The organism is Arthrobacter sp. AOP36-A1-22 (assembly GCF_052377615.1).
In the GTDB taxonomy this organism is placed as follows: Bacteria; Actinomycetota; Actinomycetes; order Actinomycetales; family Micrococcaceae; genus Arthrobacter_H.
In genome coordinates this window covers 167,606-175,478 of sequence record NZ_JBQSWX010000005.1, presented here as the reverse complement: position 1 = coordinate 175,478, position 7,873 = coordinate 167,606, and the positions used below count along the sequence as shown (strand labels likewise).

Genomic DNA, 7,873 nt, shown 5'->3' with positions numbered 1-7,873 from the left:
ATCTAACTTACCCGGTGGCTGGATCCCGGTCAAATCGACCGTTTCTCCAACTTTTCGGAAGTCTGCACCGTCCCGTGGGCCTCTCCGTGGAGAAGTTTTATTGGCGACCGGCGCGGGAAATAACTATACCCATATCCTGCTGGTTCACCTAATCGGAGGCTTCCTCCCCGACTGGCCGCCCCAAGAACCCCGTGTTTCCGGGGTTCTTGGGGCCGGGTCAGCTGATGCTGCCGGGGACCAGGTAGATCACGCCCAACGGGGGCAGGTCCACGGTGGCCGAAACCGGCTGGCCGTCGTGGGCGGGGCCATCCGCCTCGAGCGTTCCGGGGTTGGCGACCCCGGAACCACCAAACTCCTCGGCATCTGTATTGAGCGCCTCGGTCCAGGCCCCGGCAGCCGGCAGGCCGAGTCGATAGCCGCTGTGGGGTTCGCCCGAGAAGTTCGCGACGCAGACCATCGCCTCGCCCTGCTCGTCCCGCCGGATGAAGCTCAGGGTGTTGCCCGCTGCCTCGTGGTCATTGATCCAGGCGAAGCCCGCCGGGTCGTGATCCAGTTCCCACAGTGCCGGCAGTTCCCGGTAGATTCCGTTCAGCGCCTTCACGGTCAGCTGGACCCCGCGGTGCTGGTGGGTATCGGCCACCCACCAGTCGAGCCCGTGCTGTTCGCTCCACTCCCCCTCCTGGGCGAATTCGGTGCCCATGAAGATCAGTTGCTTGCCCGGGTGGGCCCATTGGAAGGCCAGGTAGGCCCTGACCTGGGCGAGCTGGCGCCAGCGGTCACCGGGCATGCGGCGCAGCAGCGAGCCCTTCCCATGGACCACTTCATCGTGGCTGATCGGCAGCAGGAAGTTCTCCGTATAGGCGTAGGCCATGGAGAAGGTGATCTTGTTGTGGTGGTAGGAGCGATGGATCGGGTCCTCCGACATGTACTCCAGCGAGTCGTGCATCCAGCCCATGTTCCACTTCAGCCCGAAGCCGAGCCCACCTCCGCTGGTGTCGCCGGTGACCCCGGGGAAGGCCGTGGATTCCTCGGCGATCATCGCAATGCCGGGATTCAGCCGGTACGCCGTGGCGTTGAGCTCCTGCAGGAAGGCGATCGCTTCCAGGTTCTCCCGCCCGCCATGGATGTTGGGTTCCCATCCTCCGTCTTCGCGTGAATAGTCCAGATAGAGCATGGATGCCACGGCATCCACGCGCAGCCCGTCGATATGGAACTCGTCCATCCAGTACAGCGCGTTGGCCACCAGGAAGTTGCGGACCTCGTTGCGTCCGAAGTCGAAGACCAGGGTCCCCCAGTCGGGATGCTCCCCGCGGCGCGGATCGGGGTGCTCGTAGAGAGGCTGCCCATCCATCCGGGCCAGGGCCCATTCATCCTTGGGGAAATGGGCGGGAACCCAATCCATGATGACCCCGATACCCGCCTGGTGCAGCCGGTCCACGAAGTATCGGAAATCGTCGGGGTGGCCGAAGCGCGAGGTCGGGGCATAGTAGGAGGTCACCTGATAGCCCCAGGATCCTCCGAACGGGTGTTCGGCCACGGGCATCAGCTCCACATGGGTGAATCCCTGCCAGGTCACGTATTCGCTGAGCTGCTCGGCCATTTCGCGGTAGTCCAGTCCGGGGCGCCAGGAGCCCAGATGCACTTCATAGACGCTCATCGGGCCGGCATGCGGGTCGGTCTGGGCCCGGGACGCCATCCATTCGGCGTCCTGGAAGCCATAGGAGGATTCCACGACGACGGATCCGGTCAACGGAGGGATCTCGGTGTGCCGGGCCATCGGGTCGGCCTTCTGCCTCCAGTGGCCGTCCTGGCCGAGGATCTCGAATTTGTAGATCGCCCCGGCGACGACCCCGGGGATGTAGAGCTCCCAGACCCCGGACCGTCCCAGCGAACGCATGGCGTTGCCGGTTCCGTCCCAGTCATTGAAGTCCCCGACCACCCGGACCGCCTGGGCGTTGGGGGCCCAGAGGGCGAACCCCGTGCCCTCGCAGTTGCCCATCACCGTGTGGTATCTGCGCACCCGGGCCCCGAGGACCTGCCAGAGGCGCTCATGGCGCCCCTCCCCGATGAGATGCAGGTCGATCTCCCCCAGCGTGGGCAGGTAGTGGTAGGCATCGTCGACCAACACCGGGGCAGACCCCGGATAGCCGACCTCGAGCCGGTAGTCGGGCACGGTCCCTTCGCGTCCCGTCGGAGGAGCCAACACCGCCACCCAGACGCCGTCGTACTCATGGGTCATCTCCCGGCGGTCGTTGTCGGTGACCAGGGTGACGGTGCTCGCCAGTTTGCGTAGGGTGCGCACGGTGATCGAGCCGTCGTTGCCCAGATGGGCCCCGAGGACTCCGTGGGGTGCATGGAAGCGGCCTTCGGCGACGGCTTCCAACACCTCGGCCGTGATCGGGCGGGGTGTCGAGGCGCCCTCCGCGGCACCGGGGGTTGCTGCGGCGCCTGTTTCGGCCCGCCGGGGTGAATCCGCTGGGTGCTGCATGGCTGAGAGGACCTCCTGGACCGCCGAGGCCGGTACCTGTTCCCAGGTCGGCCTGTTTTGCCGTTCGTACACGACTTCATAGAGGGCCTTGTCCAGCCAGAGGGCCAGAAAGAGCGGCGACTGGATGTCGACGGCCTCGCCCGTTTCCTCACGGTACCCCCTCAGGAACGCCTTGCGGGTCCGCGCCGACCATTGGCGGGCCGCCTGGTGGGCCGCCTCGGGAGCCGGGGCAGCGGTTGAGGAGGACACCTCGGGGTGGGTGGCCCGTCCCGCCGCGTAATCGAAGGACCGCAGCATGCCCACCACGTCGCGCAGCGCCACATCCGGCGCCCGCCGCTCCCCTGCACTGCGCAGGGGTTCGCCTTCGAAGTCCAGGACCACCCATCCGTGGTCTTCGGTGGCCAGGATCTGGCCCAGATGGAGGTCCCCGTGGATCCGCTGCAGCAACGGCAGCCGGCCCAGGGCGCCCAGTGATTCCAGGACCTCGCCGAACGCATCGGCCAGGGCCCCGTCGGCAGGGGCCGCCCGTTCCCACCCCCAGACGAGCCGGGCCCGCAGGGCCGCGATGAACGCCGCGGTTTCCGCCGCGCTGGCCACGGCGGTGGGGGCGACCTCGGTCAGTTGGTGGTGCAGACGGGCCACGGCCCGCCCGAGTTCGGCGGCCTCGGTGGTGAAATCCCGGTCGTCGAGGGCCGCGAGGCTGGCCAGCCGCCAGGCGTCGCGGGCCGCGTCGAAGAATTCACGCATGACGGACAGGGTTCCGCCGACCTCGGCCCCGCCGGCCGTCCACCGCCCGTCCAGCGTGGCCACGGTCCGGGGCACGTCCTGCGATCCGGCCTCCGAGAGCAAGGAGCCCAGTTCCACATCGGGGTTGGTCCCCGGCGACGGGACCCGGAAGAACTTGATGATGACCGGGCCGCGGGGCCCCTCAAGCACCACCGAGGTGTTGGATTGCTCCCCGTCCAGGACCCGCATCGGGGCCAGCTCCGGCCCCTGGCCGGGCGGGCTCTGGAGCATCAGGGCGGCCCAGGCGTTGACGAAGCCCTGATCCTGGGTTCCATCGTGGACCAGCCAGCTGCCCCCGGCCCGCAGGCCGGTCGTTTCCGGGGCCAGCAACCGGACGGCGTGATCGTCCAGGACCCCCAGGACGGGCGGCGGTTCCTGGGCGGGAGATCGCCGCAACACCACGGGGACCTGCACGACCGAAACATTATGAGTAGTTGATTTATCTCCTGGTTGCCCGGTCTCCTCATCGGAGATTCTGCTGGGGTGGATGGCCAACAGGAGGCTGAGCATCAGGGCGTCGGGATCCGGCTGCGGGACCGGCTGCACCCCGACCACCGACAGCGTGAACGTCCCCCGGGGTGCCGGACACCACCGTTGCTCCCCCACCCAACCGGCCAGCGCACCGGTGATCTCGGCGTCGGACCTCATCGCCGCCGCCCCGGGTCGATGACCGGAAGCGTCGAGGTCGAGGTGGCATTGACGTCCGAGCGCACCGAGCGCAACCGCAACCAGTAGAACCCCTGCGAGCCCAAGGCCAGTGACAACCGCCCTTCGGGGGACACCGGAGGGAAGGGGGAGCCGCCGAAGATGTCCCGCAGGCCGCGCCCCGCATAGTCGGGCAGTTCCAGTTCGGTGGCCACCGGGTGTTGGGACAGGTTGTAGACGCAGAGCAGCGTCTCCATCTCCTGATCGGTCTCCTCGGGGGTGGATTTGTGGCCCCCCAGGTCCTCGGGGAAGCGCAGGAAGGCCAGCACGCTGGGGCTGGAGGCCGGGACGTTGCGGTAGTCCCCCAGGCCGAAGACCGGATGTTCGCGGCGCACCCCCAGGATCTGCCGCACCCAGTGCAGGAAGGACCCGCTGTGCTCGAGTTGCTGTTCGACGTTGATGCTCGTGTACCCGTAGACCAGGGATTGGACCACCGGAAGATAGAGCTGGCCGGGGTCGGCGACGGAGAACCCGGCATTGCGGTCGGGGTTCCATTGCATGGGGGTGCGCGAGGCGTCGCGGTCATCGAGCCAGATGTTGTCCCCCATCCCGATTTCGTCCCCGTAGTACAGGAACGGGCTGCCGGGCAGACCAAAGAGCAGGGCATGGATCAGTTCGAGTTCGGACCGCGAATTATCCAGCAACGGGGTCAGTCGGCGGCGGATGCCCACGTTGGCGCGCATCCGCGGGTCCGGGGCATACCAGCCGAGCATGGCTTCGCGTTCGGTGGGGGTCACCATTTCGAGCGTCAACTCGTCGTGGTTGCGCAGGAAGGTCCCCCATTGGGTGCCGGACGGGATGTCGGGGGTCTGGCCCAGGGCCTCGATGATCGGGGCGGCGACCTGGTCGCGGAGGGCATAGAACAGCCGCGGCATGATCGGGAAGTGGAAGCACATATGGCATTCCGGTTCCTCGGTGGTGCCGAAGTATTCGACCACTTCCTGCGGTGCCTGGTTCGCCTCGGCGATGATGATGCGCCCGGGGTATTCGGAATCCACGAGCTGTCTGAGCCGGCGCAGGAAGTCGTGCGTCGCCGGCAGGTTCTCGCAGTTGGTCCCCTCCTCCTCGAACAGGTAGGGGATCGCGTCGGCACGGAATCCGTCCACCCCCAGATCAAGCCAGAACCTCACGACGTCGAACATGGCCTCGTGCACCCGGGGGTTCTCGAAGTTCAGGTCCGGCTGGTGGTCGAAGAAGCGGTGCCAGTAGAACTGGCGGCGCACCGGGTCGAAGGCCCAGTTCGATTCCTCGGTGTCCACGAAGATGATGCGGGCCTCGGAGTACTTCTCGTCGGTATCGGACCAGACGTAGAAATCCCCGTATTCGCCTTCCGGGTCCCGGCGGGAGGCCTGGAACCACGGGTGTTCATCGGAGGTGTGGTTCATCGGCAGGTCGATGATGATGCGCAGCCCGCGCTCGTGCGCTTCGGCGACCAGGCGGCGGAAATCGCCGATGGTGCCGAATTCGTCAAGCACGTCGTAGTAGTCGGAGATGTCGTAGCCGCCGTCACGCAGCGGGGATTCGTAGAACGGGGGAACCCAGAGGCAATCCACCCCCAACCATTGCAGGTAGTCGAGCTTGTCGATCAACCCGGCGAAATCCCCGCTCCCGTCGCCGTTGGCGTCGGAGAAGGCCCGGACCAGCACCTCGTAGAACACCGACTTGCGATGCCATTGCGGATCATGGGTCAGACCCGGAACGTTGAGCTGGTACGGGTTGGCCATCAGGTGCCCCGGCGGATGTGCAGGATATGGGCCGGTTCCTGGTGCGGATCCAGCCGGACGTAGTTATGGGCCGACCACTTCCAGCTTCCCCCGGTGAGCAGGTCGTCCACGGTGAACCTACCGTCCTCGTCCAGGTCCTGCTCTCGCAGGTCCAGCGCCTCCAGGTCCAGGCTCACGGTGCATTCGCGGGCGCCATGGGGGTCCGTATTGACCACGATGATGAGGGTGTCGATCTCCTGGCCCTCTTCCTGTGGGGGCTCGACCGGCGCTGCCGCGGAGGTCCCCGGGGCGGGCAGGCCCACGGGGTGGGTCCGTCGGGATTTGGAATAGGCGATGGTGGCGTCGTCGCTGGTGGGGTGGATCACGAGGTTCTGCAATTCGCCCAAGGCCGGGTGGTCGGCGCGGATGGCGTTGAGCCGACGCAGGTAAGGGGCCAGGGAACGGCCCTCGACCTCGGCGCTGTCGAAGTCGCGGATCTTGTATTGGAACTTCTCATTGTCGATGTACTCCTCGGCTCCGGGCCGGGCGACGTGTTCATAGAGTTCGTATCCCGCGTAGACCCCCCAGAGCGGGGACGCCGTCGCGGCGAGGGCGGCCCGGATCCTGAAGGCCGCAGGTCCCCCGAACTGCAGGTACTCGGTGAGGATGTCGGGGGTGTTCACGAAGAAGTTCGGACGGAAGAACGCCGAGGTCCCGGTGGAGACCTGCGGGAGGTACTCCTCCAGCTCCTCCTTCGTGTTCCGCCAGGTGAAATACGTGTAGGACTGCTGGAACCCGGCCCGCCCCAACGCATGCATCATGGCCGGCCGGGTGAACGCCTCGGCCAGGAACACGGTGCCTGGGTGATCCTCGGTGACCTCGGCGATGAGCCACTCCCAGAACCCGACGGGTTTGGTATGGGGGTTGTCCACCCGGAAGATCCGCACCCCGCGTTCGATCCACACGGTGACGATGCGCAGCACCTCGGCGCTGAGACCCTGCGGGTCGTTGTCGAAGTTCAGCGGGTAGATGTCCTGGTATTTCTTCGGCGGGTTCTCGGCGTAGGCGATGCTCCCGTCGGCCCGGGTGGTGAACCATTCGGGGTGCTCAGCCACCCAGGGATGATCGGGAGAGGCCTGCAGGGCCAGATCCAGGGCCACTTCCAGCCCCAGTGCCTCGGCGCGTTCCACGAACGCGGCGAAATCGGCTTCCGTGCCCAGATCCGGGTGGATGGCGTCGTGGCCGCCGGCGGCGGAACCGATGGCCCAGGGTGAACCGGGGTCGTGGTCCCCTGCGGTCAACGTGTTGTTCGGGCCCTTCCTGAAGGTCCTGCCGATCGGGTGGATCGGCGGCAGGTAGATGACGTCGAAGCCCATCCCGGCCACCGCTTCCAGCCGGTCGGCGGCCGTGGCGAAGGTCCCCGAGGTGTAGGTCCCCGTGGCAGGGTCGAAGCGGGCCCCCTCGGAGCGGGGGAAGAATTCGTACCAGGCGCCCCGGCCGGCCAGGACGCGTTCGACCAGCAACGGGAACCGGCCGCTGCCGGTGACCATGCGCCGCAGCGGACGCTGGAACAGTTCGGCGCGGACCTCCCCGCTGGAGGCGGCGGCCATCCGGGTGGCGTCGGGCAACGAGGTATCGGCCGCGGTGGCCGCGGCGGTTTCCAGTATCCGGGCGTTCGGGGATGCGGCGGCGGCCTCGCGCAACAGCAACACCCCTTCGGCGAACATCAGTTCGGTGTCGAGGCCCGCGGCGACCTTGATTCCGGCGTCGTGCCACCAGGTGCCCAGCGGGTCGTCCCAGGCTTCGACCTCGAAAGTCCAGTCGCCCTCGGTGGTGGGGCGCAGGCTGCCGAGCCATTCATCGAGCCCGGGGGCCCCGGGACGCATCCTCACGCGGTGGGCTTCGCGGTCCTGAGGGTCGTAGAGGACCGCCTCCACGGCGAGGGCGTCATGGCCTTCGCGGAAGGCCGTCGACCGGATCAGGACATCCTGGCCGGTGATGGCCTTCGCAGGGAACCGTCCGCCCTCCATGACCGGGAAGACGTCGGTAACGGGTATGCGGCCGAATCTGGACCTGCGCCTGGTGCTCACGTCATAGACGCTAGTCAGTCCGGGCGGTAAAGCCAAGGACTCTGTGCCGCCCGCCGTCCTGTGGTGGCTGCCGCGGCGCAATATGACGGCCGGCCGTCCAC

At 67.2% G+C, this 7,873-nt stretch carries 3 protein-coding genes; all 3 read right to left on the bottom strand.

Going from position 1 to position 7,873, the window contains the following annotated elements; translation table 11 throughout:
* Window positions 1-217: 217 nt before the first annotated feature.
* Genes glgB through ACT3S2_RS05135 form a run of 3 tightly spaced genes read right to left on the bottom strand, consistent with a single transcriptional unit; the run spans window position 218 to window position 7,712 of the window.
* Window positions 218-3,922: a 1,4-alpha-glucan branching protein GlgB gene (gene glgB, locus ACT3S2_RS05145; RefSeq protein ID WP_444561355.1), complete on the bottom strand. Its 3,705-nt coding sequence runs from the start codon at window positions 3,920-3,922 to the stop codon at window positions 218-220.
* The gene (treS, locus tag ACT3S2_RS05140) at window positions 3,919-5,703 is read right to left on the bottom strand and encodes a maltose alpha-D-glucosyltransferase (RefSeq protein WP_444554138.1); all 1,785 of its coding nucleotides are present in this window, start codon (window positions 5,701-5,703) and stop codon (window positions 3,919-3,921) included. The genes glgB and treS overlap by 4 nt, the downstream gene beginning before the upstream one ends.
* Window positions 5,703-7,712, bottom strand: a complete 2,010-nt coding sequence (locus tag ACT3S2_RS05135; protein ID WP_444561358.1) for an alpha-1,4-glucan--maltose-1-phosphate maltosyltransferase — start codon at window positions 7,710-7,712, stop codon at window positions 5,703-5,705. The genes treS and ACT3S2_RS05135 overlap by 1 nt, the downstream gene beginning before the upstream one ends.
* Window positions 7,713-7,873 lie beyond the last annotated feature (161 nt).